The organism is Streptomyces gardneri (assembly GCF_006539185.1).
Taxonomy (GTDB): Bacteria; Actinomycetota; Actinomycetes; order Streptomycetales; family Streptomycetaceae; genus Streptomyces; species Streptomyces gardneri.
Window position 1 is genome coordinate 31,501 of sequence record NZ_BJMN01000012.1, and the last position, 24,666, is coordinate 56,166.

Here is a 24,666-nt window from a genome sequence, read left to right on the forward strand (position 1 = left end):
GCCGGTGTTTTCCGGCCTCAACCCCTAGAGTCGTTTCGTGCTTCTCGGGATGATTTGTGCGCTTGCTTCGGCCTTCTGTTTCGGTGCGGCCTCTGTCTTTCAGGCGATGGCGGCCCGTGCCGCGGAGCCGGGGACGGGCGGGGGCGTCGATGTCGCCCTGATGTGGCGCGCGCTGCGCCAGTGGCGCTATCTCGCCGGTCTGGGGATGGACGCCCTGGGCTTCGCCCTGCAGATCGTGGCGCTGCGGACCCTGCCCATCTACGTGGTGGGCGCGGCGCTCGCCGCGAGCCTCGCGGTCACGGCGGTCATCGCCTCCCGGCTGCTGCACGTGCGGCTCAGCCGGGTGGAGTGGACGGCCGTGGCCGTGGTGTGTCTGGGGCTCGCGATGCTGGCGCTCGCCGCGGGGAGGGAGGGGCACGAGGGCGGCTCGGAGGCGCTGCGGTGGGCGCTGCTCGGCGTCTCCTTCGGGGTGCTGCTGCTGGGAGTGGTCGGGGGCCGGCTGCCGGCGAAGCCGCGCGCCCTCGTCCTCGGCCTCGGGGCGGGCTTCGGTTTCGGGGTGGTGGAGGTTGCGGTCCGGCTGATCGACGGCATCGACTTCGCCGACCCGGTCTGGTACGCGCTGCTGGTGGGCGGCGGGGCGGCGTTCCTGCTGCTGACCTCGGCGCTCCAGCGGGGCTCGGTGACCACGGCGACGGCGGGCGCGGTGCTCGGCGAGACGATCGGTCCTGCGGTGGTCGGGGTGGTCTGGCTCGGGGACAGTACGAGGGAGGGCCTGGGGTGGCTGGCGATCCTCGGCTTCGCGGTGGCGGTGGCGGGCTCCCTGACCCTTGCCCGCTTCGGCGAACCGCCGGCCCCGGAAGGATCGACCGGCCCCGCCGAAGCTCTGGAGGCGGACGCGGGCCAGGCCCAGGCCCCGGGCCCGGCTTCGGCCCCCAAGCGGGGCCCTCGCACGCCCTGACGGGCCGGGGCCGCCCGGGCGGCCGGGCCCCGTCGCTCAGGGCAGCACCCTGCACAGTGTCTGGAGCGCGCCGTGCCAGCCGCTGTCCGGGGGTGTGGCGTACCCGACGACCAGGCCGTCGAGGCCCGGCTCCACACCGGGTCGCCGGAACTGGTTCAGCCCCAGCACGGCGAGCCCGTGCCACGCGGCGGCGCGCAGGACGTCCTGCTCGGTGCCGGGCGGCAGCGCGAGAACCGCGTGGAGGCCGGCCGCGATGCCGCTGACCCGCGTCGCCGGCGAGTGCGCGGCCACCGCCTCCACCAGCTGGTCCCGGCGCCGCCGGTAGCGCAGCCGCATGGCCCGTACGTGCCGGTCGTACGCCCCCGAGCCGAGGAACTCGGCGAACGCCAGCTGGTCCGGCGCGCTCGACGCCCAGTCCACGGCCCCCTTCGCGGCGACCACCTCGCCCACCAGCCTCTCGGGCACCACCATCCACGCCAGCCGCAGCCCGGGTGCGAGGGACTTGCTCGCGGTCCCCAGGTAGACGACCCGCTCGGGGTCCAGGCCCTGGAGCGCGCCCACGGGCTGCCTGTCGTAGCGGAACTCGCCGTCGTAGTCGTCCTCCAGGACGAGGCCGCCCGAGGCGCGGGCCCAGTCGACGACGGCCGCCCGCCGGTCCGGCGGGAGGGCGCCGCCGAGCGGGAACTGGTGGGCCGGCGTCAGGAGGACGCCTCCCGCGCCCGTCAGCTCCTCGACGCGCGTACCGCGTTCGTCGATGGGCAGGACCGGGGTCCCGAGGCCGGCCCTGGTGAGGAGGCCGGCGTGGACGTCGAGACCGTACGACTCGACCGCCACGTCCCGCACTCCGCGTCCGCGCAGCACCTCGCCGATGAGCATCAGGCCGTGCACGAACCCCGCGCAGATCACGATCCGTTCGGGCCGGACGTGCACGCCCCGCGCCCGGGCGAGGTACTCGGCGAGCGCGGTGCGCAGTTCGATCCGGCCGCGCGGGTCGCCGTAGCCGAAGGCCTCGTTCGGGGCGGCGGTGAGCGCCCGCCGGTAGGCCTTGAGCCATTCGGCGCGGGGGAAGGAGGCGAGGTCGGGGGTGCCGGCCTTCAGGTCGTGCGCCGGGGCGGCGGGCGGGCCCGGCCGGACCGGTGCGGAGGGCCGGGGCGGCGGGGAGGGGGGCGTGGTCCTGCGCGGCGCGGTCCTGCGGGCGACGCGCGTGCCCGAGCCCTGCCGGGCCGTCAGCCAGCCCTCGGCGACCAGCTCGGCGTAGGCGTCGGCGACGGTGTTGCGGGCCATGCCCAGGTCGGCGGCGAGCGACCGGGAGGACGGAAGCCGGGTGCCCGCCTCCAGGCGCCCGCTGCGGACCGCTTCCCGGAGCGCGTCCATGAGGCCGGCGCGCCGACGCGGACCGCGCAGTTCCAGGTGGAGGTCGGCTCCGAAAGTGGCCCACTCGTTCGCCATGGGAATGGACCATACTCCTGTGCCATCCCGCTCGTACGGTGGGAGCCATGACCACCACGGCAGCAGACACGACAGCAGGCACGGCGACGGACACCGCAGCGGACAGGCACGCGCACGAGCACGCGCCCCGCCTCGCTTTCGCCGAGCGGGTCCCCGAGTTCTACCGGGCGATGATCCGGCTGGAGACGGCGGCCGCGAAGGACGTCGACCCGACCCTGTACCACCTGATCAAGATCCGGGCCTCGCAGGTCAACCGCTGCGCGTTCTGCCTCGACATGCACACCAAGGACGCGCTGGCGGAGGGCGAGACCGTCGAGCGGATCGTGCAGCTCTCCGCCTGGGAGGAGTCCCGGCACTTCTACACCGAGCGGGAGCTCGCGGCCCTCGCCCTGACCGAGGCCGTGACCGTCCTCACCGACGGCTTCGTCCCCGACGAGGTGTACGCGACGGCCGCCGCCCACTTCGACGAGACCGAGCTCGCCCGGGTCATCGCCGCGATCGTCACCATCAACGCCTGGAACCGGATCGGCGTGACGACCCGGATGACCCCCGGCCACTACACCCCGCGCCCCTCGTGAGCCCGGGTGGTGCCGCGCCCGTGAGCCGGGCACGGCACCACCCGATCACGGCACCACCCGTCCGTCAGTACGCGCCCGGGCGGAAGAACTCCAGCGCCACGCGCAGCACCTCGCGCTGCTTCGGCCAGTCGCTCTCCGGACCCGCGGCCAGGATGGCGTAGTGGTTGCCGTCCGCCGCCGTGAAGGCCCGGTCGACGACCTTGCGACGGCCGCCCTCGCGGGAGTACGCGTACACCAGCTCGGCGGCGTCGGCCGGGGCGCCCGGATCGCCGGTGACCCGGTCGAGGCTGATCTCCACGTACCCCGGCTTGTTGGCCTTGCCGTCGTCCGAGGCGCCGCGCAGGGCCTCGTACGGCGTCATGTCCGGCTCGGTCACGACGAAGACCTGGAGGAGGCTCTTCCCGTCCGGCGCGTTGTAGAAGACGCCCTGGTCGGACTCGGTGCGGTCCCAGCCCTCGGGGACGCCGACCGTGAAGCCCTTGAGGTCCTTCTGCGCGCGGTAGCCGGGCGGCGGGACGCCGTCCGTGGAGGCGGTGGCGGAGCCGGAGGGCGTGGGCCCGCCCGACGGGAGGCCCGTCGCGGAGTTCGTCGGCGAGTCCGTGCCGTACGAGGGCTCCGCGTCGGTCGGAGCGTCCGTCGGGTACTCCGAGGACGACGTCTCCAGCGACTCCGAGACGGAGACCGCCGGGCCGCCGGCCGCCGCGCCGTTCCCGTCCTCGCTCCTGCCCCAGAGCAGCCACGTGCCCACGGAACCGGCCGCCAGGACGGCGACGGCCACCCCCGCCGCGACCGCGCCGCGCGCCCGCGGCCGGCCGCCCGCCGCCCCGGCCGGGACCGCCGCGGTGGCGTACTGCCACTCCCCCGTCTCCGCCACGTACTCCGGGGCGTACTCCGGGGCGTACGAGGGAGGCGGGGGCGACGCGGGCGCGACGGGAACGGAAGCCGGACCGGCCACGGGACCGGAGGCCGGAGCAGGCGCCGGACCGGTCGCGGGCATCGGCGGCGGGACCGGAGCCGGGGACGGCGCGCCCCCGACCGTCTCCCAGCTCTGCGTCTCGTCGTTCCAGCGGGCGCTCATCTCACCCTCCGAGCAGGGCGCCGACGGCCTGCCCGACGGCCACGCCCGAGGCGAGGATCCCGGTCACCGCGCCCGCGTCCAGGAGCGCCTGGCGCAGCCGGGTCAGGCGGGGCGTACCGGCGCGCCCGAAGCCCTCGATCTCGTCCTCGGCGTCCGAGAGTTCGACGTCGAGGGCGGCCGTCTGCTCGGAGGCGACGACGCCGCCGAGGTCGGCCCGGAGCTTGCGGATGGCCTGGAGGAGCTCCTCCTGCTGCGGGTCGCGGGTCGGCTGCGCGCCGTTCACCGTGCTGGTGACGGTGTTGTTGTCGCCGATGGTGACGTTGCCGCCGGCGTTGGTGACGTGAATGCCGCCGCGGTCACGGGAGTTGTCGGTGTCAGCCACGGTCGCCTCCGGTCGTGGAAGTGGTGAAGGTCTTGCTGGTCACGGTGTTGTGGTTGCCGAGGGTGACGTTGCCCTTGGTGTTCTCGATGAACGTGCCGCCCTCGGCGACGTGGATGATCTTCTGCTCGAACTCGGCGGTCTCGTAACCGGCTTCGCGGAGCGCGACGGTCACCCCGTTCGCGACGCGGTCCTGGATGCTCTTCAGGTAGCGGCTGAGGTCCATCTCCTGGAAGAGGGAGGCGTCGTCGTCGGAGCCGAGCTCGCGGACCGAGACCGCGGGCCCTTCGGGCAGCGCGTTCGCGTGGCCGGCCGTGAGCAGCCGCCAGCCGTGGCCGAGCGCCCGCCAGAGCGTGGCGACGGCCTGTCCGGCGGAGCGCGGGGTCTGGCCGAGCGCCCAGACGGCCTTCCCGAAGTAGTGGTTGTGCCGGTAGCGGTGGGCGATCCGGTCGGCGTACCGGTAGAGCGGCTTGACCGGCCGCAGGACGTGCGGGGCGACCTCCAGCATCAGCATGCCGCCCTGCGTGTGGACGCGGACGAAGACGGTGGCGACGATCTCCTCGCCCCAGCCGCCGACCCGGATGCGGAGGAAGTGACGGCGGGTCTCGCCGCCCTCCTCGATGGCGCCCGAGCGGTGCAGCTCGAAGCCCTCGGGGGTGTACGGGGCGGCGGTGCGGGCCGGCAGCCCGTCGACGGGCAGGAAGACGACCTCGTCGATCTCCAGCTCGCGCAGCCGGTCCCGCACGGCGGCCTGGATCTGCGGCGAACCGTGCGGGGAGGGCACGCGCAGCGCCTCCACGAGCGGGACGACGTGCCGCATGATCGCGCTGTTGTCGAGGGGCTCGGGCGCCTTGGCGTCGAGGTTCTTGCGGGGGCGCAGCTCGATGGAGAGCGACCAGGGTTCGTACGGGGCTCCGGCGCCGCAGAACGGGTCGTCGGAGCCGTACATGACGAGGCGCGCGTGCTGCTCGATGCGGATCCGGTCGCGCAGGCGGCGGGAGCGGCCGCCCTCGGCCTGCTCGGCGGGGTCGGAGCGGAGGTCGGCGAAGCGGTCCCTGGAGAGCTCCTGGGTGAGCGCGCGGGCGAACTGGCCGCGCTGGGTCGCCACCGCCCAGGCCACGAGCAGCGGCACGGCGACGGTGATCCACACCTCCAGCGGGCCGATGCCGAAGATGCCCTCGGCGGCGATGCCGAGCGCGGGCCCGGCGAACTCGCCCGCCTCGGAGACCTCGCCGAGGAACTCGTAGCCGGACTCGTCGTCGCCGAAGCCGAGCAGGAGCAGGAGCAGCGCCGACTGGGCGAGGAAGATCCGCCCGTACCAGCGCAGGAGGAAGGCGGGGACGGTGCGCCAGAGAGGCGCGGCGGCGGACCGGCCACGGACCCAGCGGGCGAGGCCGAGCACGAGGAACGGCACGACCAGGAGGACGATCACGCCCTTGGTGAGCGGGAAGGCGATGATCCAGAGGGCGAGGATGCCGGCGGCCCAGGCGAGTTCGACGCGGCGGGCGCGCAGCGCGTGCGCGAGGACGCGGCTCGCGTCGAAGCCGAGGGAGGGTGCGGCGAAGCGCTCCTCGTGGACGTACAACTGGTCGATGACGGCGTCCCGGAAGCCGTCGTCGAGGTAGGTGCCGGCACAGAGCAGGCGGGTCGACTCGCTCGCGGAAGGTAAGCGGCGCGGATCGACGGCGGGCGGTGTACCGGGGGGCGTGCCGGGTGGTGTTCCCGGCGGCGTACTCGGCGGCTGCCCTGGCTGCTGCGGCACGAACGACTGCGTCAAAACTCCCCCGATGTGCGTGACTGTCCCTGTTTTCCGCTCACTTGGCGCGGAACCGGTGGGACAGCATAGGGGAGGCGGGGGCGGCCTGTCGGTGCGGCGGAGCGCGGGGAATGACGGAGCCCCCGGGCCGTACGGTCGGTCGTACGGCTCGGGGGCGCCGGGTATGCGGGGTGCCGTCAGGCCGTCAGGCGGTCAGGCCTTTGGGCGACGGGCGTCGGGCGGCTCAGATGAGGCCGAGCTCGCGGACCGTGTCGCGCTCCTCCGACAGCTCCTTGACGGAGGCGTCGATGCGGGCGCGGGAGAAGTCGTTGATCTCCAGGCCCTGGACGATCTCGTACTTACCGTCGGCGCAGGTGACGGGGAAGGAGGAGATGAGGCCCTCCGGGACGCCGTAGGAGCCGTCGGACGGGACGCCCATGGAGGTCCAGTCGCCCTCGGCGGTGCCGTTGACCCACGTGTACACGTGGTCGATGGCGGCGTTGGCGGCGGAGGCGGCCGAGGACGCGCCACGGGCGTCGATGATCGCGGCGCCGCGCTTGGCGACGGTCGGGATGAAGTCGCCGGCCAGCCAGGCCTCGTCGTTGACGATCTCGGCGGCGTTCTTGCCGGCGATCTGCGCCTGGAAGATGTCCGGGTACTGGGTCGCGGAGTGGTTGCCCCAGATGGTGAGGCGCTTGATGTCCGTGACCGAGGAGCCGGTCTTCTTGGCCAGCTGCGTCAGCGCGCGGTTGTGGTCCAGGCGGGTCATCGCGGTGAAGCGCTCGGCCGGGACGCCCTTGGCGGCGGACTGGGCGATCAGGGCGTTGGTGTTGGCCGGGTTGCCGACGACGAGGATCTTGATGTCGTCCGCGGCGTGCGCGGCGATGGCCTCGCCCTGCGGCTTGAAGATGCCGCCGTTGGCGGCGAGCAGGTCGCCGCGCTCCATGCCCGGGCCACGCGGGCGGGCGCCCACGAGCAGGCCGATGTTGGAGCCCTCGAAGCCCTTGTTCGGGTCGTCGAAGATGTCGATGCCCTTGAGCAGCGGGAACGCGCAGTCGTCGAGCTCCATGGCGGTGCCCTCGGCGGCCTTCACGCCCTGCGGGATCTCGAGGAGGCGCAGCTTGACCGGCACGTCCGCGCCGAGCAGGTGGCCCGAGGCGATGCGGAAGAGCAGCGCGTAGCCGATCTGGCCGGCCGCGCCGGTGACGGTGACATTCACGGGAGTGCGGGTCATGGCGATCTCCGTAAGACAGCTGGCGGTGGGGGTCCCTGCCCCGGGTTCCGGACATCTCCTCTGATCGACGATCGACGATCGATCGGTCTGATCGATCGGTGTCTCGACGTGAAGAGATTTCCAGCGGTCAGGCTATCGGACCCGGGGGCCCACGAACCCCCACCCCCTTGTGGTCCGGCTCACTGCCACCCGTCCGATGCCTCGTCCGCGCCCCTTGGAGGTACGTCAGTTCGCGGTGCGGGTCCCGCCCGGTCCGCGATGCGCGGCTCGCTCAGTTCGCGGTGCAGGTCTCGCTGCCGTCGGCGAGCGTGGCGCAGGCCGTCGCGTCCGGACCGGCCGTGACCGCGAGCATCGGGGTGTACGCGTCGGTGTCGGCGCCTTCGGGGACGGACGCGCGCCGGGTGGCCCCCGCGACCTTCACCGTGACGATGTCCCCCGGCGCGGCTCCGGTGATCCGGGCCCAGGCCGCCGCGCAGGTCTCGCTGTGCCGGACCTCGACCAGGGCGGTGCCGACGTGGGTGCGGGCGACGGTGGTCGCGAGAGGTCCGCCGCAGCCCATGGCCTCCGGGTCGCGGCCGGTGCAGCCGGGGCCCGCGCACTTCACCCCGGCGGGGAGGCCGGTGCTCGGCGCGGCGGTCGGGGTGGTCGGCGAGGGCGGGGTCGCGGCCCGGTCGTCCGTGCCGTCGCCCGTACCGCCCAGGTCGACGAGGAGGAGGGCGGCGGTGACGACGAGCAGCGCGCCGAGGGTCGCGGTGACGTAGAGGAGGAGGGTCCGCCGGGGCCGGGGCGGGGACGGCGGCGGGGACGGGGACGGGGACGGCGGCGGGGAGTCGACGGTCGCGGTGGGGGCCGGTTCGAGGCGCCGGATCTGCATGGTCCGGTCGTCACGGGGCCCGTCGGAACGGTCGGAGCCGCCGGAGCCGTCGGAGCCGTCGGAGCCGTCGGAGCCGTCGCGATCGAGCGCCTCCTCGCGGCGATCGCTCCGCGCCCACGCCCGTTCGGCGCGCTCCCACTCCGCCGCGAGGTCCCCGGGATCGGCTCCCGTCACCTCGGCGAGCGCCACGACGGCGTTCCTGGGGACGGGGCGACTCCCGCCCAGATAGGCGTCCCACGCGCTCCGGTCGTGTCCGGTGCGCTCGGCCACGGCGCTGACGCCGAGGCCGCTGCGGTCGACCAGCCGGCGGAGCCGCTCGGCGAACGCACGGACGTCCGGGTCGAGTTCGTCCGACAGCGCCTTCCAGCCAGGCATGTACGCCCCCCTTGTCCGCGACCTCCCCTGCGTCCTCGAAGGATGGCAGCTCCGAGGGCGATCCGCGCCCCGGATGCGGAGGCGAGGTGGCGGAATGGTCACTTCCGTGACACAGGGAGCGGCTGGAACTTGAACCACATTGGCGCGTACATGACCCTTGATCACAGCGGCGCCCGCCCTCCCACGGGGGAGAGGGCGGGCGCCGTACGCGATCGTCGTCCTCGTCGCGTCACCGCTTCTAGGTCACGGTGAGATGGAGGACGTCCTCCAGGAACGGGATCCGCAGCCAGGGACGCGGCTGCACCATGAGCGCGAGCAGCACGATCAGGCTGCCCATGACCCCGTACGTGATCATGTCCGTGAAGCGGGACCGGACGGCGAGCATGCCCACGGAGGGCACCACCCGACGCATCACGGCACCGATGAGCAGGGCCACTCCGACCAGCATCGCGCCCACCCGGAAGGACTGCGGGAACGGCTCCACGCCGACCACGACGAGGCCGATGCCGGCGAGGACGAGAACGCTGAGCAGCGGCCACTGGCGGGCGGGCGCCGAGGCGTCGCCGGGCGCCGCCCGGCCGCCGCCCTCGGGCGGCGCGGTGTCGGTGGTGAGGCCGAACCGCCGCCGACGGGCCCTCTTGGCGGCCTCGACCGCGGCCGTCTCGCCGCCCGCGGCCGCCTCGACCGCGGTGGCCTCCCGCTCGACGGCCTTGTCGTCGGAGGCCCCGGCCGCACCCTCGGCGGTCATGCTCAGAGCGCCGCGGCCGCGCGCTCGGCGGCCTCGACGACGTTCACGAGGAGCTGCGCGCGGGTCATCGGGCCGACACCGCCCGGGTTCGGGGAGATCCAGCCGGCCACCTCGGCGACACCGGGGTCGACGTCGCCGAGGATCTTGCCCTCGCCGTTGCGCGAGACGCCGACGTCGAGGACGGCCGCGCCCGGCTTCACGTCCTCCGGCTTGATCAGGTGCGGCACACCGGCCGCCGCCACGATGATGTCGGCGTTGCGCAGGTGCGCCGACAGGTCGCGGGTGCCGGTGTGGCACTGGGTCACGGTCGCGTTCTCGGAACGGCGGGTGAGGATGAGCGGCATCGGACGGCCGATGGTGACACCGCGGCCGACGACCACGACCTCCGCGCCGTTGATCTCCACGCCGTGCGCGCGGAGCAGCGTGATGACGCCGTTCGGCGTGCAGGGCAGCGGGGCGGGCTCGTTGAGCACGAGACGGCCGAGGTTGGTCGGGTGCAGGCCGTCCGCGTCCTTGGCCGGGTCCATCAGCTCCAGGATGCGGTTCTCGTCGATGCCCTTCGGCAGCGGGAGCTGGACGATGTAACCGGTGCAGGTCGGGTCCTCGTTGAGCTCCCGTACGACCGCCTCGATCTCCTCCTGCGTGGCGGTGGCCGGAAGGTGACGCTGGATGGAGGCGATGCCGACCTGGGCGCAGTCGCGGTGCTTGCCCGCCACGTACTTCTGGCTGGCCGGGTCGTCGCCGACGAGGACGGTGCCCAGGCCGGGCGTGACGCCCTGGTCCTTGAGGGCCGCCACACGGGCGGTCAGTTCGGTCTTGATCGCGGCTGCGGTGGCCTTGCCATCGAGAATCTGGGCGCTCATGCGGACATCCTCCCGGATGACCCCCGCCTTGTTCCAATTCGCTCACGCCGGAAGGCTCGTCATACGGAACGACAGATTGCACTTGCACAACTCCGCCACGTATCGACTGGACAAAAAGTCGACGCTACGACGACGATGACGGCGAAGTACCGCGGAAAGTGCCGGGGGGAAATCCGCTCAAATGCCGTGAAAGTCCTCCGCGCGGGCCGCGTCGTCCCCGCACAGAAAACTTCACGGAGGAACCCCCCGATGAGCTTCGGCGACTCGAACAACCCCTACGGCCAGCCCCAGGGCCAGCCGCAGCAGCCCGGCTACGGCTACCCGCAGCAGGCCCCGCAGGGCGTGCCGCCGCAGCAGGGCTACGGCTACCCGGCGGCCCCGCCGGTCTCCCCGTACGGCGGCGGCGGTTACCCGGGCGCGGTGACGGAGATGCCGGGTTCGGTCAAGGCCGCCCGCGTCATGCTCTTCGTCATCGGCGGCCTGCAGATGATCGGCGTGGTCCTCTTCGCGCTCACCGCGATGACCATCTCCGCCGCGAAGAGCGACCCCGCGGTGAAGGACGACGTCCAGTTCCAGCAGCTCGCCGACATGTCGACGGGCGCGATCTGGGGCATCACCGCCGTCGTCCTGGCCTGGGGCGTCCTCGCGATCGTCCTCGGTGCCAAGTTCGGCAGCGGCGGCAACGGCATCCGCATCACGGCGCTGGTCTTCGGCATCATCACCGCGATCCTCGGCATCTACCCGTTCATCATCGTCGGTCTCGCGCACACCGTGCTGGCCATCCTGGTCGCGGTCTTCGTCGGCAAGGCGGACGGCGCGGCCTGGTTCAACCGCAACAAGCAGGCGCAGTACTGATTCACCTCGTAAGCCGGAGGGGCCGGGTTCCGTACGGAACCCGGCCCCTCCGGCGTTCCCGGCGGGTCACACCTTCTTGAGCACCGCGAAGCCGTCCGAGCGGTACGTGATCTCGTACCGCGCCTCCGGATGCAGTTGCGAAGCCAGCTGCGCCGGGTCCGAGATCTGCTGTGACCAGCCACGCAGGTCGAAGGCGAGGTAGTCCGGGGTCGCCCCCTTCGAGGTGCCGACCCAGTAGACCCGGTGGTCCGCCGTGAGGTGGGCGAGGAGCGAGACGTCCGCCTCCACGCTCGCGCCCTCCGGCACCGCGTCCACCGCCGCCTGCGCCTGCTCGGCGCGGGTGTCCGTGCGGTACGTCTCCGACTTCAGCAGCTCCCGCAGCGGCAGGTCCATGGCGAGGACGAGCGCGACCGCCGTCGCGACGGGGACGACGACCTTCGCGTAGGCAGCGAGCCAGGCGCGCGGCGAGGTGCGCACGGACCGGGCCGCGTCCACGAGGGCCAGGAAGACCACCGGCATGAGGATGGCGCTGTAGTGCCAGTGCATGCCCCAGTGGTTGGCGTCCTGGGAGAGGAAGCGCCAGCCCAGGGTCGGCAGGACGAGCAGGATCAGCGGGGAGCGCAGGGCGAGGAAGCCGACGATCGCGAGCAGGAAGAACACCATCTCCCAGCGTTCGCCGGAGGCGAGGGCGTCGCCGATGACCTGCCCGAAGGACGTCTCCGCGCCCTCGCCCGTCTTCTCGATCTTGGACCAGTAGTCGTACTCGCCGACCCGGCTCGCCGCCGGGATCAGGACGAGGACCGTGAGGGCGAAGGCCGCGACACCGAACCCGGCCAGGGCGGCGCCCAGCCGCTTCTGCCCCTTCACGAAGAGGACCACGCCCACCATGGTGACGGTCAGCCCCATGTCCTCCTTGACGAGGACGAGCGGGGCGGCCCAGGCGACGGCCGTCGTCCAGCGCTTGAGGATCAGCGCCCGGCAGGTCAGGGCGAGCATCGGGACGGCGAAGGCGATCTCGTGGAAGTCGGACTTGACGGCCTCCTGGAGCCCCCAGGAGAGCCCGTACGCGAGGGCGAGACCGATGCCGGCGGCCCGGCTGCCGAGGACCTGCTGGGTGGTGCGACCGACGACGACGGCCGACGCGGCGAAGAGCGCGGCCTGCCCGAAGAGCAGGGAGGCGGGCGAGGGCCAGATCCAGTAGAGGGGCGCGAGCAGCGCCGTGACCGGGCTGAAGTGGTCGCCGAGTATGTGGAAGCCGGGGCCCTTGATGTCGACGACGGGGGCCCGGAACTCGGCGTACGCCCTGACGGACTGCCCGAAGATCCCGAGGTCCCAGGAGGGGGTGCGGAAGTGCGTGTACTGCACCCAGGAGTAGAGGAAGTACAGGCCGCAGAGGACGACCGCGAGGATCACATAGGGCCTCAGCGGGGCCGGGGAAAGGCCGTCCGGCGCCTCCGCGTCGGTGGTATCCGCAGCAGGCCTGTTCAGTACGTCCAACACCACGTCCCCCACAACCGGCGGCCGACAAAAGAGCAACCCATTAGACCAGAGTCCACTCGTTCGGCGGATCCGTCGCCACCACGCCCCTCCGTGCACACCCCGTGACGTTCTGCATTCGTTTATCGCCGCTTCCTACCCTGACCGCGCACGCAGACCTCGGGGAAAGGAAGCGTCATGTACAGCATCATCGTGGTGCCCGCACACGCCGCGGACCCCGGGAGCCAGGTCAGGCTGGCCCCCGGCGAGAGCCTCCCGTTCGGCCGTTCCACCCCTTCAGTCCCCTCCACCCTCGCCTCCCCCTCCACCCTCGCCGGCCCCTTGAGCCCCGGCCTTGCCATCCCCCACCCCGGGATCTCCCGTTCCGCCGGGGAGATCCGGGCGGCCGGGAGCTACTGGCTGCTCAGCAACTTCAGCGCCACCTCGACCTATGTCGTCGAGAACCCCGAGGGTGCCGGGGAACACATCAAGATCGCACCGGGCCGGCTCGACGCCCCGGTGCCGTTCGAGTTCTCCCGGGTCGTCCTGCCCGCGGGCAGCGAGCTGGTCGACTTCGGGGTCTGGGCGCCCCGCCACGACTACGCGGAACGCGCGCACGCCGCCCAGGAAGGCGAGCCGACCACGCTCGCCTTCCCCCTCGACCGGTCCAAGCGGTACTTCCTCGTGCTCGCCGCCCTCTGCGAGCCCCGGCTGCGCGACGATCCGCACGCGCCCCTTCCGACCGTCGACCGGGTCGTGGAGCGGCTCCGTCCGCTGTGGCCGGCGGCGACCCGCGCCTCCGTGCAGTGGAACATCGACTACCTGGCGGTGAAGCTACGGCTCAAGCCGGGCCCCGAGACTGCCGACCCGGGCCCGCGCCTCAACGGCAAGAAGGAGTCCCTGGTCTCGCTGGCCCTCCGCTTCGACCTCGTACGGGAAGACGACCTGGCGATCCTGGCGACCGCGCGGTGACCGGCTTCCCCCTCACCGTGCCGCACGGCTACCGGGTCGGGACGTGGACGGTCGAGCGCCCCCTGGGGGCCGGAGCCTTCGCGAGCGTGTACGCGGCCCGGCGCGCGGAGGCCCACCGCCTCGACCCGGCGGGAGCGAGCGCCGGCGCCGGGCGGGCCGCTCTGCCCGACCGGGTCGCTCTCAAGTTCCTGCCGACCGGCACGCACACCCCGCGCCAGCTGCGGCACCTGCGCGAGCTGGCCGAGCGCGAGGTGGAGCTGCTGAGCCGACTGCGCTCACCGCGCCTGATCCGGATGTACGAGACGCTGACCGTCGACGACCCGGACCGGCCCGAGCTCGACGGCGCGACCGTGCTCGTCCTGGAGGAGGCGGAGCGGCCCCTCCAGGCACTCCTCACCGGGACCGTCCCGCCCGCCGAGGGCCCGCGGCTGCTCGTCCAGGTCTGCGAGGGGCTGCACCAGCTGCACACGGCGGGCTGGGTGCACGGCGACCTGAAACCCGGCAACGTCCTGCTGATGCGGGACGGGAGCGTCCGTCTCGGCGACTTCAGCACGGCGAGCGAACTGGACGGCACCCACGCCTACGCGACCGGTTTCGCCACGGCCGACTACACGCCGCCGGAGCTGCTGTGGACGGAGCTCGGCGAGCGGGGCATACGCGTGCGCCCCAGTGCGGACGTCTGGGCCTTCGGGGTCCTCGCCCATGTCGTCCTCACGGGTTCCCGGCCCCTCCCCGGCGGCACGGCGGCTGCCCGCCGGGACGCCGCCGTGCGCTACGCCCGGGGCGAGGAGGAGCTCCGCCTGTCGCCGGAGCTCCCGCCCCTGTGGCGGGAGATCGTCGCGGACTGTCTGAGCCGTACGCACGAGGCACGGGCGGCGCACGACGCGGGGACGCTGTTACGGCGGGTGGCGGCGGCCGCCCGAACCACCCCGCCACCCGGACCGCTCCGCCGCCTCCCCCGGCCGCACCTGCGCCCGCGCCGGGGCCGCCCCCGGCGCATCCCGCTCGTCGTCGCCTCCGCGACGGTCGCCGCCACCGGGCTCGGCCTCGCCCTCACGGCCTTCGACGGCACCGCGTCCGGCTACGACCGGTGCGGGAAGGGGGCGGTCTGCTTCTACAGCGAGCCGGACGGCCGGGGCGACATGTGCCGTTGGGTCGACGGCGAGAAGTCCTGGCCGAACGGGGTCTTTCCGTGCCCCTGGACGCGCGACCGGCCGGTCAGGTCGGCCTTCAACAACGGCAACAGCCAGGCAGAGGGCGCCCAATACGTCGACGTCGTCTTCTTCGCCGCGACCGATCACCGGGAGCCGCTGGGCTGCCTCGAACGGGGGACGAGGACGAATTTCGAGGAGCCGGTCCGGCCCCGCTCCCACACCTGGCAGGAGAGCTGCTGACGTCCGGCGGCCGCCCCCCGCCGACGCTTCCCGCTGCGGCGGGGCCGACGGCCCTCGGACTTCCGAGGTACCGGCCGTCCCACGCTCTCGCGAGAGTGGAGCCACGCCGCCACGGGGGTGGGCGTCACGAGGCTCCGAAGGAGCAGAACATGCTGCGCAGTTCCACGTTCGTACGCCGGACGGTTCCGGCAGTCGTCACGGGTGCGGCCCTCATCGCCGTCGCGGGCGGGGTCTCCCCCGCCGGCGCGAGCGAGCAGCCGCCGGGGCCGGGCGACTACGTCAGCACCCCGTACTTCCAGCTGCCCTTCAAGTGCGGCACCCAGTGGCAGCTCAACACCTGGGCCCACAGCCCGGCCCTGGACATCGTCGTGAAGGGCAACAGCGGGTCCGACGGCAAGGCGGTGCTGGCCTCCGCCAAGGGGACGGTCGCCGCCGTGTACAAGGACCGTGGCTCCGGCAACACGATCCAGATCAACCACGGCAACGGCTGGTTCACCGCCTACTACCACCTGAAGGACGACCCCAAGCGGTACGTCAAGAAGGGCGACAGGGTCGCGCGGGGCAAGCAGATCGGCCGGATCGGGAAGTCCGGGAAGGCCGGCGACTGGGCCCACCTGCACTACGAGCAGCGCTACAAGCGGGGCGCCACGATCACGTACGAGCGTGACCGCAAGCCGGTGAAGTTCGACGGCAGGACGTACACCGGCGCCAACAAGCAGTGGAAGTCCGTCACGAGCCGCAACTGCTGACGGACCGCCCCTGCCCTCTCCCCCGCATGACGCGGGGGAGAGGGCAGGGGGCGTGAGCGATCAGTGGAAGAAGTGGCGCGTGCCGGTGAAGTACATCGTCACGCCCGCCTTCTTCGCGGCCTCGACGACCAGCTCGTCACGGACCGAGCCGCCGGGCTGCACGACCGCCTTCACGCCGGCGGCCGTCAGGATCTCCAGGCCGTCGGGGAAGGGGAAGAAGGCGTCCGAGGCGGCGTACGCGCCGCGCGCCCGCTCCTCGCCCGCCCGCTCGACGGCCAGCTTCGCGGAGTCGACGCGGTTGACCTGGCCCATGCCGACGCCGACCGAGGCGCCGTCCTTGGAGAGCAGGATCGCGTTGGACTTGACCGCGCGGCAGGCCTTCCAGGCGAAGGACAGCTCGGCGAGCTCCTCGGCGGACAGGGCCTCGCCGGTCGCCAGGGTCCAGTTCGCCGGGTCGTCGCCCTCGGCCTGGAGGCGGTCGGTGACCTGGAGCAGCGCGCCGCCGTCGATCGGCTTGACCTCGACCGGGTTGGCCGGGGCGCCGTCGGCGCGGAGCACGCGGATGTTCTTCTTCTTGGCCAGCACCTCGACGGCGCCGTCCTCGTAGCCGGGGGCCACGATGACCTCGGTGAAGATCTCCGCGACCTGCTCGGCCATCGCGACCGAGACCGGGCGGTTGACGGCGATGACGCCGCCGAACGCGGAGAGCGGGTCGCAGGCGTGCGCCTTGCGGTGGGCCTCGGCGACGTCGGCGCCGATCGCGATGCCGCACGGGTTGGCGTGCTTGATGATCGCGACGCAGGGCTCGGTGTGGTCGTACGCGGCCCGGCGCGCGGCGTCGGTGTCCGTGAAGTTGTTGTACGACATCTCCTTGCCGTGCAGCTGCTCGGCCTCGGCGAGGCCGCCCGTGCCGTCGACGTAGAGCGCCGCGCCCTGGTGCGGGTTCTCGCCGTAGCGCAGGACGTTGGAGCGCTCGTACGTGTGGCCCAGGAATTCGGGGAAGCCGCTGTCGTCGAAGGCGGCGTAGTCGTCGGCGAACCAGGAGGCGACGGCCACGTCGTACGCCGCGGTGTGCTGGAAGGCCCTGGCGGCGAACAGCTTGCGCACGCCCAGCGTGGTCCCACCCTCCTTGACCGCCAGGAGGACCGCGTCGTACGCGCCCGGGTCGGTGACGACCAGGACCGACGGGTGGTTCTTGGCGGCGGCGCGGACCATCGACGGGCCGCCGATGTCGATCTGCTCGACGCACTCGTCGGGGGTGGCGCCGGAGGCGACGGTCTCCTTGAACGGGTACAGGTTCACGACGACCAGGTCGAAGGGCTCGACACCCAGCTCGGCGAGCTGGTTGCGGTGGTCCTCCAGGCGCAGGTCGGCGAGGATGCCGGCGTGCACGCGCGGGTGCAGCGTCTTGACGCGGCCGTCCAGGCACTCGGGGAAGCCGGTCAGCTCCTCGACCTTGGTGACCGGGATGCCGGCGGCGGCGATCTTCGCGGCGGTCGAGCCGGTGGAGACGAGGGCGACACCCGCCTCGTGCAGGCCGCGGGCCAGCTTCTCCAGGCCGGTCTTGTCGTAGACGCTGACGAGTGCGCGGCGGATGGGGCGCGTCGTACCTTCGGCGGTCACGGGATTGTTACCTTTCGTCCCTCAATGCGGTAGCCGTGCCGGGCCAGACGCCCCACGACCTCGACGAGCAGCGAGCGCTCGACTTCCTTGATGCGCTCATGGAGCGCGCTTTCATCGTCCTCGTCCCGGACCTCGACGACGCCCTGGGCGATGATCGGGCCGGTGTCGACACCGTCGTCGACGAAGTGGACGGTGCACCCGGTGACCTTCGCGCCGTAGGCGAGGGCGTCACGCACCCCGTGGGCACCGGGAAAACTGGGGAGAAGCGCCGGGTGGGTGTTGACGACCCGGCCGCCGAAGCGGGCCAGGAACTCCTTGCCGACGATCTTCATGAACCCGGCCGAGACGACGAGGTCCGGCTCGTACGCGGCGGTCGCCTCGGTCAGGGCGCGGTCCCACTCCTCGCGGCTCGCGTGGTCCTTGACGCGGCAGACATAGGTGGGCAGCCCGGCGCGCTCGGCGCGCTCCAGACCGACGATGCCGTCGCGGTCCGCGCCGACGGCGACGACCTCCGCCCCGTACCCCTCGGGGTCGGCGGCGATGGCGTCGAGGAGGGCCTGCAGATTGGTACCGGACCCGGAGACCAGGACGACGAGGCGGGCGGCAGCCACTGGGTCACTCTTTCCGTGGTGTTTGTGCGGTCGTACGAACGAATCGTGTCGCTCGATACGGGGAACCCTACGAATGGCTCGACCGTCAGCAACGATACCGGCACACCGGACGGCCCCCACGGGACGGGGGCGGAGCAGGGCGGTAGCGTCAGGGTCCGACGCCGGATGAGACACCGGATGAGACAGCGGAAGAGACAGCAGCGGAGACCGCGGGTGCGGCCGCGGTCGCGACGACAGAGGGAAGACGTCCAGCACATGCCGGAGCGCCAGTCCACGAACGACAACAACCCGTTCGCTCCGCCGCCCGAGGGCCGGCCGGATCAGCCGTGGCAGCCCCGGCGACCGGAGGGCTCGGACGACGACACGTCCGGCTCCTCGGGGTCGCCGGACGGCTCGGGATCGGAGCCGGGCGGGTCGTCCGGGGCCTCCGACGGGCGCTGGAGCCCGCGCCAGCCGGGCCGTTCGACGGACGGGTTCGGCCGGGGTCCCGACCGCCGGGGCGGCCCGGAGGGCGGCCCGGGACAGGGCGGGCCCGGCCGCGAGAAGGGGATGCGCTGGGATCCGACGGACCCGGCACAGCGGCGCGCTCGCTACGCGATCCTCGCGGGCATGTGGGCCTTCTTCTTCGCCATCTTCGAGATCCCTGAGCTGGCGCTGCTGCTCGGCGCCCTCGGGCTCTACTGGGGCATCAGCTCTCTGCGGGCGAAGCCCAAGGAGGCGGGGGCGGCACAGCAGGCCGACGCTTCGGCGGCCTCGCCGGCCTCCCCTGTCTCACCTGCCTCGCCTGCCTCGCCTGCCTCGTCTTCGGAGGCGCCCGTCCCCGCGCCCGCGGCCGTGCCGGTCCGCTCGATGCGGACGGCGGCGATCAGCGGTCTGGTGGCGTCGAGCGTGGCCCTGATGATCGTCGCGGTCGGCTTCACGATGCAGGTCGTCTACCAGGACTTCTACGAGTGCCGTGACGACGCCCTGACCCACGCGGGCCAGCTCGCCTGCAACGACCTCCTGCCGAAGCCGCTGCGCGCGGGCTTCGGGGTCCGGGAGTAGCCGCTTCCCAGGTCCGGGGCTCAGGGCACGGCCCCGGCCTCGGACCCGAGCCTCAGGCCTTCGGGTCCGGCGGCGGGGAGGACTCCCACGCTGCTGGGAGGTAGTCGTACGGCTCGTAGCCCGGGTCGTCGTCCAGGTCCAGGGCCGGGGGCGGCGCCGGGGCGGTGGCCTTCGCGGTGGCGACCGGGGTGCCGGGGGCGGGCTTCCCGGGGGACGCCTGACCGCCGCCGGGAGTGACACCGGGAGTGACACCGGGCAGGCCGTCGGAAGGGGCGTCCGGGGCGGCCTCCGGCTGCGCCTCCAGGTCGAAGGGTTCCCCGAATCCAGCTCCTGCCCCCGCCCCGACGGGCGCGGGAGTCGTCGCGGATGCGGCCGCGTTCGCGTTCGCCGGTGCTGGTACGGGCAGCGGCTTGGGCCGGAGCGCCCGCCGGCCCCAGGCCCGTACGGCCAAGGTCATCGGCACGCCGACGCAGGCGCCCCACAGCACCGTCGCCGCTCCGGCCTGCCACCACACCGGGCCGAACGCGGACAGCCGCCCGGAGCCGAGCGGGCCGCCGGCGGCGGCCGCGAGGACGGCCACGACCGCCCCGCATCCCCAGGCGGCCGCCAGGGCCGTCAGCGCCGCGTCCCGGGCCGGCCAGCCCTTGGCGGTGCGGCCCACGTGCCAGCCCTGCACCAGGGTCGCCACCAGCGGGACCGCCACGGCCGCCCAGTGCGTCCACGTGCCGCGCCCCTCGGCGGGCAGCGCCGCCAGCAGCGGGAACGACGGCACGGCCGGATCGCCGGCGAGCCCCAGCGGGGTCGCGAGCGCGCCCGTACCGAGGGTGAAACCGGGACCGAGCCCGTACGCCGCTCCCCACACGGCCGCGTTCGGCAGCAGCGCCAGGACGAGGAGCAGGATCGCCGCCCGCCCCGACCACTCCCCCGCGAGGCCCGTGAAGGCGGCCTGCGCCTCGCCCGCGTGCCAGGCCAGCGAGACCGCGGCGAGCACCGCGCCGCCGCCGCACAGCGTCACAAGACCGAGCCCCGTCGCGCGCAGGGCGGCCGCCGCCTGCCGCTGTCCGGGCAGCGGGCGGCCGAGCGCCGTCCAGACGCCCGCACCCGCCGCCCCGAAGACGACGAAGGGCAGCCAGAACCCGGCGCTGATCAGCTCGGCGGGCAGCGGTCCGCTCTCGCTGTAGACCACCACGACCGCCGCGACCAGCAGATATCCCCCGGCCACCGCCGCCACCGCGCCGCCCGGCGAGGGGCGCGGCCGGTCACTGTCGTCGCCCGGGTCGAGGGTGTCGCGGGCCGCCCGGTGGACGAGCCAGACGGGCAGGACGGCGACGAGCATCGGCACGACGCCGAGGGGCGCGGGCAGCCCGGACAGCGTGTCCGTACGGACCAGGTCCACGCCGTGGGCGAGGAGCCAGAGCCCGGCGGCGACGTGCAGGACGCCGCCCGGGCCGCTGTCGGGGAACGGGGAGCTGATCCAGGCGGCGGTCACCAGGACGGCGAGGGCTCCGAGACCGAGCCCGGCGGCGACGCCGCCACGAACGCAGGCGGTTGCCAGGGCGGCGGAACGGCCGCCCTGGACCAGGGAGTGCTCGGTCGGATGGGTCACGGGGCCATGCTGCCAACGACACGCGCTTTAGCCGCGTAACAGGCAAACATCCGCTGTGTCGCTCAAGATACGTTTATGTACTTTTCCGCCCATAGCAGCTCTGCGGGAGGTCGACGCCGATGAGCCGGAGCACCACGGATTCCGCATCCTCCGTCACCCTGCCGACACCGAAGGAGCGGCGCAGGTTGCGTGAAGCCCTCGCCCTGAGCGAGGAGCAGGTCGCCGAGGCCATGGGCGTCACGAAGGCCACCGTCAAGGCCTGGGAGACCGGGCGCTCGGCGCCACGGGGCCGCAAGCGCGACGCGTACGCGAAGCTGCTCGGGTCGGCCGAGGGCGTCGAAGCGCAGGACGCGGAGCCCCTCCCCGCGGAGCCCCTCGCCACGGGGCCCCTCGCCACGAGGCCCCTCGCCACGAGGCCCCTGCCCACGGAGTCCCTGCCCATGGAGTCCCTGCCCATGGAACCCGTACCCCTGAACCCCGCACCCGCGCCCGCGGAATCCGCGCCTCAGCCCGCGTCCGTACCCCAGTCGGCCCCCACGTCGGCCCCCGCCTCGGCGTCGGCCAACGTCCGGCCCAAGGCCGCCGTCAAACGGGCCGCCAAGCCGCCGAAGGCCCCCTCGCCCGCCCCGGCCATCACTTCCGGGCCCGCCCGCAAGGGCTCCTCGAAGCCGCCGGAGCGCCTGAAACCCGCTGCCGCCGCGACGGCGGAGGCCACGGGATGGGAGCACGCGGCGGCGGAGCCCGCGCTGCCGCCGGCCGTCCCCGGCCTCACCCCCGAGGAGGCCTTCGACGCGCTGTACGCGCACGCCGCGCCCGGCCTCGTCCACCAGACCTATCTGCTCACCGGGCGCCGCCGGCTCTCCCGCGAGTCCGTCGAGTACGCGTTCCACCACGCCTGGGAGCACTGGCCCGAGGTCGCCGTCGACCCGGACCCGGTGGGCTGGGTGCGGGCGGCGGCATACGAGTACGCCCTCTCCCCCTGGCACCGGTTCCGGCGCGCCCACAAGCACCCCGACTCCCCGCCGACCGAGGCGAGCAGGCGGGCGCTGCTCGGCGCGCTCCTCGAACTGCCGCCGCCGTACCGCCGTACCGTCCTGCTCTACGACGGGCTCGGCCTTGACCTGCCGGACACGGCCGCCGAGACGGAGGCGAGCACCCCCGCCGCCGCCAACCGGCTGCTGCACGCCCGTACGGTCCTCGGGGAGCGGATCCCCGAGCTCGCCGAGCCGGAGGCCCTGCATCAGCGGCTGAGCCAGCTGGTCGCGGAGGCTCCGACGGCGACCCTCCCGGCGGCCCGCTCGGTCCGGTCGGGCAGCGAGAAACGGAGCCGCACCTGGACGCGGGCGGTGCTCGGGGTGACGGCGGTCCTCATCGGCGTCACCGGCTTCACGGCGGCGACCGCACCGACCCGCTACATCCCGGTCAACGCCCCCGGCGAGACCGTCAACGGGGTGCCGGTGCGCGGCGGCCCGCAGAAGCTCAGCCCGGAGGACCTGGAGCTCCGCGACAGGCTGCGCTCCGAGCCCAACCCGGGTCCCGAGCGCCTGATCCCGACGGCGGAGTAGCCGCCGCCCGTACGCGCCCCGCACCGCGTACGCACGCGAGAGGGCCCCGCCCTCGCCCGGGTGACCGGGCGGGGGCGGGGCCCTCTCGTACAGCTACCGCTGGTGTCAGCCCGCGAGGATCGCGCGCGCCAGCTTGGCCGTCTCGGTCGGCGTCTTGCCGACCTTGACGCCCGCGGCCTCAAGGGCCTCCTTCTTCGCCTGGGCGGTGCCGGAGGAGCCGGAGACGATGGCGCCGGCGTGGCCCATGGTCTTGCCCTCGGGCGCGGTGAAGCCCGCGACGTAGCCGACGACCGGCTTGGTGACGTTGGCCTTGATGAAGTCGGCCGCACGCTCCTCGGCGTCGCCGCCGATCTCACCGATCATGACGATCAGGTCGGTGTCGGGGTCCGCCTCGAACGCCGCGAGGGCGTCGATGTGCGTGGTGCCGATGACCGGGTCGCCACCGATGCCGACGGCCGACGAGAAGCCGATGTCACGGAGCTCGTACATCATCTGGTACGTCAGCGTGCCGGACTTCGAGACCAGGCCGATGCGGCCCGGCTTCGTGATGTCGCCCGGGATGATGCCGGCGTTGGACTGGCCCGGGGTGATGAGACCGGGGCAGTTCGGGCCGATGATGCGGGTCTTGTTGCCCTTCGACTGCGCGTACGCCCAGAAGGCGGCGGAGTCGTGGACGGCGATGCCCTCGGTGATGACGACGGCCAGCGGGATCTCGGCGTCGATCGCCTCGACCACGGCGGCCTTCGCGAAGGCCGGCGGGACGAAGAGGACCGAGACGTTGGCGCCGGTCTCCTTCATCGCCTCGGCGACGGAGCCGAAGACCGGGACCTCGGTGCCGTCGAAGTCGACGGACGTGCCGGCCTTGCGCGGGTTCACGCCACCGACGATGTTGGTGCCGTCACCCAGCATGAGCTTGGTGTGCTTCATGCCCGTGGCACCGGTCATGCCCTGGACGATGACCTTGCTGTCCTTGGTCAGGAAGATAGCCATGGTGTTCTGACCTCGTCCCTTACTTCGCAGCCGCGAGCTCGGCGGCCTTGTCGGCCGCGCCGTCCATGGTGTCCACGCGCTGCACGAGCGGGTGGTTCGCGTCCGACAGGATCTTGCGACCCAGCTCCGCGTTGTTGCCGTCGAGGCGCACGACCAGCGGCTTGGTGACCTCTTCGCCCTTCGAGGCGAGGAGCTCCAGGGCCTGGACGATGCCGTTGGCGACCTCGTCACAGGCGGTGATGCCACCGAAGACGTTGACGAACACGGACTTGACGTCCGGGTCGCCCAGGATGATCTCCAGGCCGTTCGCCATGACCTCGGCGGAGGCGCCGCCACCGATGTCGAGGAAGTTGGCCGGCTTCACGCCGCCGTGGTTCTCACCGGCGTACGCGACGACGTCCAGGGTCGACATGACCAGACCGGCACCGTTACCGATGATGCCGACCTCGCCCTCGAGCTTGACGTAGTTGAGGTTCTTGGCCTTGGCGGCAGCCTCGAGCGGGTTGGCTGCGGCCTTGTCCTCGAGCGCCTCGTGCTCGGGCTGACGGAAGTCGGCGTTCTCGTCGAGAGACACCTTGCCGTCGAGGGCCAGGATGCGGCCGTCCTTGGTCTTCACCAGCGGGTTGACCTCGACGAGGAGCGCGTCCTCGGCGACGAAGGTGTCCCACAGGGTCACCATCGCCTCGGCGACGCCCTCGGCCACGTCGGCCGGGAACTTCGCCAGGGCCACGATCTCGCGGGCCTTCTCGATGTTCACGCCGTCGACGGCGTTGACCGGGACCTTCGCGAGGGCCTCGGGGGTCTTCTCCGCGACCTCCTCGATGTCCATGCCGCCCTGCACCGAGGCCATGGCCAGGAAGGTGCGGTTGGTGCGGTCGAGGAGGTACGAGACGTAGTACTCCGCCTCGATCTCCGGGGACAGCTCGGCGATCATCACCTTGTGGACCGTGTGGCCCTTGATGTCCATCCCGAGGATGTCCGTCGCGCGGGCGACGGCCTCGTCCGCGTCGGCGGCCAGCTTCACGCCGCCGGCCTTGCCGCGGCCACCGACCTTCACCTGCGCCTTGACGACCGACTTGCCGCCAAGACGCTCGGTGGCCTCGCGCGCCGCCTCAGGCGTGTCGATGACTTCACCGGCCAGCACCGGTACACCGTGCTTGGCGAAGAGGTCCCTCGCCTGGTACTCGAACAGGTCCACGCGCGTCCGTCCCTTTTCTGATGATCGCGGTTCGTTGTCTGCGTGGGCGTGCCGCGAAGGGCAACGTGACTGCGCTGTCACAAGGGAGGCGTACACGGTGACCGTGGACGCGGCATGTCCGTCTCGCAGGTTATCCCCGAGGGACGTGGGTCCCTAAATCGCAGATCCCCACAGAGCGGTGATACGGGTCACAGGATGTAGGGGCCACGGGGCGGTCCGTAGGGGTTGCGGAGTGGGCGTCCACCCCCTTCGCAGCAGGCGGGGACTGGGCTCCGGGCCCCTCACGACGCG

22 protein-coding genes are annotated in these 24,666 nt (G+C 72.9%); 8 read left to right on the plus strand and 14 right to left on the minus strand.

The window, feature by feature from the left end:
* Positions 1 to 49: 49 nt before the first annotated feature.
* Positions 50 to 958 carry a DMT family transporter gene (locus SGA01_RS09905; RefSeq protein WP_229918328.1) on the plus strand — a complete coding sequence of 303 codons (909 nt, stop codon included), beginning with the start codon at positions 50 to 52 and terminating at the stop codon, positions 956 to 958.
* Between the two features lie 36 nt (positions 959 to 994).
* Here SGA01_RS09905 and pdxR read toward each other — a convergent pair whose 3' ends face one another.
* Complete coding sequence (gene pdxR / locus SGA01_RS09910) at positions 995 to 2,407, minus strand: MocR-like pyridoxine biosynthesis transcription factor PdxR (RefSeq protein WP_141295453.1); 1,413 nt, start codon at positions 2,405 to 2,407, stop codon at positions 995 to 997.
* Between the two features lie 47 nt (positions 2,408 to 2,454).
* On the opposite strand from pdxR, the gene SGA01_RS09915 reads away from it, so the two are divergent.
* A complete protein-coding gene (locus tag SGA01_RS09915; protein WP_141295456.1) occupies positions 2,455 to 2,985 on the plus strand; it encodes a carboxymuconolactone decarboxylase family protein in 531 nt (176 codons plus the stop codon).
* Positions 2,986 to 3,049: 64 nt separating this feature from the next.
* Here SGA01_RS09915 and SGA01_RS09920 read toward each other — a convergent pair whose 3' ends face one another.
* The 7 genes from SGA01_RS09920 to SGA01_RS09950 all read right to left on the minus strand — a co-directional run bounded on the left by SGA01_RS09920 (position 3,050) and on the right by SGA01_RS09950 (position 10,292).
* Positions 3,050 to 4,063, minus strand: a complete 1,014-nt coding sequence (locus tag SGA01_RS09920) for a serine/threonine kinase C-terminal domain-containing protein (protein WP_141295459.1) — start codon at positions 4,061 to 4,063, stop codon at positions 3,050 to 3,052.
* A gap of 1 nt (position 4,064) precedes the next feature.
* Positions 4,065 to 4,445: a hypothetical protein gene (locus SGA01_RS09925; protein ID WP_141295462.1), complete on the minus strand. Its 381-nt coding sequence runs from the start codon at positions 4,443 to 4,445 to the stop codon at positions 4,065 to 4,067.
* Positions 4,438 to 6,204, minus strand: a complete 1,767-nt coding sequence (locus tag SGA01_RS09930) for an AbeC-like domain-containing protein (protein WP_141295465.1) — start codon at positions 6,202 to 6,204, stop codon at positions 4,438 to 4,440. Before SGA01_RS09930 ends, SGA01_RS09925 begins: the two co-directional genes overlap by 8 nt.
* 238 nt (positions 6,205 to 6,442) lie before the next feature.
* Positions 6,443 to 7,432: a malate dehydrogenase gene (locus SGA01_RS09935; protein WP_055641753.1), complete on the minus strand. Its 990-nt coding sequence runs from the start codon at positions 7,430 to 7,432 to the stop codon at positions 6,443 to 6,445.
* Between the two features lie 271 nt (positions 7,433 to 7,703).
* On the minus strand, positions 7,704 to 8,681 hold the full coding sequence (locus SGA01_RS09940) for a helix-turn-helix domain-containing protein (RefSeq protein WP_141295468.1): 978 nt from the start codon (positions 8,679 to 8,681) through the stop codon (positions 7,704 to 7,706).
* Positions 8,682 to 8,919: 238 nt separating this feature from the next.
* Positions 8,920 to 9,531, minus strand: a complete 612-nt coding sequence (locus SGA01_RS09945; RefSeq protein WP_141295832.1) for a DUF3017 domain-containing protein — start codon at positions 9,529 to 9,531, stop codon at positions 8,920 to 8,922.
* Positions 9,432 to 10,292: a bifunctional methylenetetrahydrofolate dehydrogenase/methenyltetrahydrofolate cyclohydrolase gene (locus SGA01_RS09950; protein WP_055641755.1), complete on the minus strand. Its 861-nt coding sequence runs from the start codon at positions 10,290 to 10,292 to the stop codon at positions 9,432 to 9,434. The genes SGA01_RS09945 and SGA01_RS09950 overlap by 100 nt, the downstream gene beginning before the upstream one ends.
* A 249-nt stretch (positions 10,293 to 10,541) precedes the next feature.
* Between SGA01_RS09950 and SGA01_RS09955 the strand changes: the two genes are divergently transcribed.
* Positions 10,542 to 11,147 (plus strand): hypothetical protein, encoded by a 606-nt coding sequence (locus tag SGA01_RS09955; RefSeq protein WP_141295470.1) that lies wholly within the window; start codon positions 10,542 to 10,544, stop codon positions 11,145 to 11,147.
* A gap of 66 nt (positions 11,148 to 11,213) precedes the next feature.
* Here the strand turns inward: SGA01_RS09955 and SGA01_RS09960 are convergent, their stop codons facing one another.
* Entirely contained in the window at positions 11,214 to 12,647 is a 1,434-nt protein-coding gene (locus SGA01_RS09960) for a DUF2079 domain-containing protein (protein WP_371866015.1), read from the minus strand.
* A 174-nt stretch (positions 12,648 to 12,821) separates the two neighbouring features.
* On the opposite strand from SGA01_RS09960, the gene SGA01_RS09965 reads away from it, so the two are divergent.
* From SGA01_RS09965 to SGA01_RS09975, 3 genes are all read left to right on the plus strand, one after another.
* Positions 12,822 to 13,595 (plus strand): FHA domain-containing protein, encoded by a 774-nt coding sequence (locus tag SGA01_RS09965; RefSeq protein ID WP_141295476.1) that lies wholly within the window; start codon positions 12,822 to 12,824, stop codon positions 13,593 to 13,595.
* The gene (locus SGA01_RS09970; protein ID WP_141295479.1) at positions 13,592 to 14,989 is read left to right on the plus strand and encodes a serine/threonine-protein kinase; all 1,398 of its coding nucleotides are present in this window, start codon (positions 13,592 to 13,594) and stop codon (positions 14,987 to 14,989) included. Before SGA01_RS09965 ends, SGA01_RS09970 begins: the two co-directional genes overlap by 4 nt.
* Positions 14,990 to 15,138: 149 nt before the next feature.
* Positions 15,139 to 15,738, plus strand: coding sequence for a M23 family metallopeptidase (locus SGA01_RS09975; RefSeq protein ID WP_141295481.1), 600 nt, complete (start codon positions 15,139 to 15,141; stop codon positions 15,736 to 15,738).
* Positions 15,739 to 15,798: 60 nt separating this feature from the next.
* Here the strand turns inward: SGA01_RS09975 and purH are convergent, their stop codons facing one another.
* Both purH and purN read right to left on the minus strand, forming a co-directional pair.
* Positions 15,799 to 17,361, minus strand: coding sequence for a bifunctional phosphoribosylaminoimidazolecarboxamide formyltransferase/IMP cyclohydrolase (gene purH / locus SGA01_RS09980; protein ID WP_141295485.1), 1,563 nt, complete (start codon positions 17,359 to 17,361; stop codon positions 15,799 to 15,801).
* Positions 17,358 to 17,972 carry a phosphoribosylglycinamide formyltransferase gene (gene purN / locus SGA01_RS09985; protein WP_055641762.1) on the minus strand — a complete coding sequence of 205 codons (615 nt, stop codon included), beginning with the start codon at positions 17,970 to 17,972 and terminating at the stop codon, positions 17,358 to 17,360. Before purN ends, purH begins: the two co-directional genes overlap by 4 nt.
* A 255-nt stretch (positions 17,973 to 18,227) precedes the next feature.
* Here purN and SGA01_RS09990 point away from each other — a divergent pair, with 255 nt between their 5' ends.
* On the plus strand, positions 18,228 to 19,016 hold the full coding sequence (locus SGA01_RS09990) for a hypothetical protein (protein ID WP_141295488.1): 789 nt from the start codon (positions 18,228 to 18,230) through the stop codon (positions 19,014 to 19,016).
* A gap of 52 nt (positions 19,017 to 19,068) precedes the next feature.
* Here the strand turns inward: SGA01_RS09990 and SGA01_RS09995 are convergent, their stop codons facing one another.
* Entirely contained in the window at positions 19,069 to 20,622 is a 1,554-nt protein-coding gene (locus tag SGA01_RS09995; RefSeq protein ID WP_141295491.1) for a cell division protein PerM, read from the minus strand.
* Between the two features lie 119 nt (positions 20,623 to 20,741).
* Between SGA01_RS09995 and SGA01_RS10000 the strand changes: the two genes are divergently transcribed.
* Entirely contained in the window at positions 20,742 to 22,187 is a 1,446-nt protein-coding gene (locus SGA01_RS10000) for a helix-turn-helix domain-containing protein (protein WP_141295494.1), read from the plus strand.
* Positions 22,188 to 22,292: 105 nt separating this feature from the next.
* On the opposite strand, the gene sucD is transcribed toward SGA01_RS10000, so the two are convergent.
* Complete coding sequence (gene sucD, locus SGA01_RS10005) at positions 22,293 to 23,177, minus strand: succinate--CoA ligase subunit alpha (protein ID WP_055641765.1); 885 nt, start codon at positions 23,175 to 23,177, stop codon at positions 22,293 to 22,295.
* Positions 23,178 to 23,196: 19 nt separating this feature from the next.
* Entirely contained in the window at positions 23,197 to 24,375 is a 1,179-nt protein-coding gene (sucC, locus tag SGA01_RS10010; protein WP_030318498.1) for an ADP-forming succinate--CoA ligase subunit beta, read from the minus strand.
* Positions 24,376 to 24,666 lie beyond the last annotated feature (291 nt).